The 1,712-nt window shown below is 76.2% G+C and carries 1 pseudogene; it reads right to left on the bottom strand.

Annotated elements, in window-relative coordinates:
• Positions 1 to 1,712 (bottom strand): annotated as a pseudogene (locus tag AOK24_RS39360) (ATP/GTP-binding protein); the annotation flags it as partial.

Below are 1,712 nucleotides of genomic sequence, written 5' to 3'. Positions count from 1 at the left end.
GGGTGGGGCGGCTGTGGTCCGCGTGCGCGTACTGCGGGGGGCCTCCCGCGCGGTACGCGTCAGGGGTGCGGCCGTCGTCCCCGCGCGGGAGGGCGCCGGGGGTGGTGTGCGGCCCGGTCTCGTCGCCGTGCCCGCGCGCGGAGTGCGTGTCTCCGCTGCCTCCCAGGAACTCCGCGAACACCGGCCTGCTCAGCAGCGCCAGCCGGTCCGCCAGCGCGCGTCCCGCGTCTCCCGGGGCCCCGGTCTGGCGGATGCGGGCGTCCAGTTCGCGGCGCATGACCTCGTTCCCGGCGAGGGCGTCGCGCAGGGACGCCAGGGCCTCGGGGCTCTCCAGGAGCTCGCGCAGGGCCGGGAGGGCCGGGAAACGGCCGTGAGCGGCCCGGTAGGGGCCCAGGAGCTGGGCGAGGGCCGTCGCGGCCTGCGGGGTGGCCAGGTCGCCCACGAGGGCCTCGGCGAGGATCGCGGCGGCCTCGTCGGGGTCGTCGCATCCGGCGTACGGGTCGAGGTCGTGGACGGAGGCCGGGTCGCCGATGCGGACGACGACGTCGAAGTGGTCGTCGGAGCCCAGCGGCGCGCCCGCGGAGGACACCGCGACGACCGCGCACGCGCCCGTGAGCGCGCGCAGGGCCAGCGATTCGGTCACCGGCTCGATCAGCGTGCGCGTCTTCCCGGAACCCGACGGACCGACCGCCAGCAGCGACGTCCCCAGCACGTCCGCCCCGAGCGCGGCCCCCGCGTCCCGGTAGGGCACCGGCGCCCGCTCGGCGGACACCCACCGCCCGATCCGCACCTGCCCGGCGAGCAGGTCGTGCGCCGCACTGCGGCGCGGCAGATCGCGCGCGCCCGAGGGATGCGTCCAGGCCGCGCCCCCCTGCCGCAGCACCGTCTCCCGGAACGCCCCCAGCGAGGCGCCCGCGCGCGCGAGAGCGAACGCGTGCTCCACGCGCGCGCAGTCGACGTCGTTCATCCGCCCCGCCGCGACCTCCCCGCTCAGCAGGTCGGCCGCCTCGGCCTGCCCGGCGTCCCGCAGCGCGGGCCACTGCGCGCGCGGGCGCTCGACGACGACCTGAGCCGGCGCCTCGCCCCTGCGCGCGGCCAGCAGCTCCTTCGCGTACGGCCACCAGCCGCCGACCTTCGCGAACGGCCACACCACCAGCGCGGTGATCACCGCGTACAGCGAGTCCGTGAACAGGGCCGACGTGAACAGCTCGTAGCTCCCGGAGATCAGCACGATCAGCGAGAACAGCGGGTCCACGACGGGCAGCGAGTCCCAGCCGACCAGCGGGAACGCGTCCGGGAACACGAAGCTGAGCGCCACCAGGGCCGCGACGAACGCGTACACCGCGCGCGCGGGCTGCGGACGGCGCCCGATGAAGTGCCGCACGGCGTCCGGCCAGCTCCCCAGCCGGCCCATCGTGTACATGAGGAGCGCGAAGAACAGCCCGTCGTACACGACCCGCGCCTCCGCGCCCTCCGTGGTCTTCGCGGAGGCCATCGTCCCGCCCCACCACCAGTCGCCCGGCGTGAACAGGCGCAGCACGGTGAACTGGTACGGGAACGCCCCGCGCCGCCACAGCGACCACAGGACGAGCGCGACGACGAGCGGGATCAGCAGGCCGACGACGGTGACGGGGGAGAGGCGCTCGCTGCCCTGCGAGGCGTCCTTGGGCGGCCGGAAACCGAACCGCCAGATACCGGGGCGGGCTTCGGGG

The organism is Streptomyces niveiscabiei (assembly GCF_001419795.1).
Lineage (GTDB): Bacteria > Actinomycetota > Actinomycetes > Streptomycetales > Streptomycetaceae > Streptomyces > Streptomyces niveiscabiei.
Note: the sequence above shows the minus strand (reverse complement) of the source record. Positions and strands in the feature narration are given on the sequence as shown.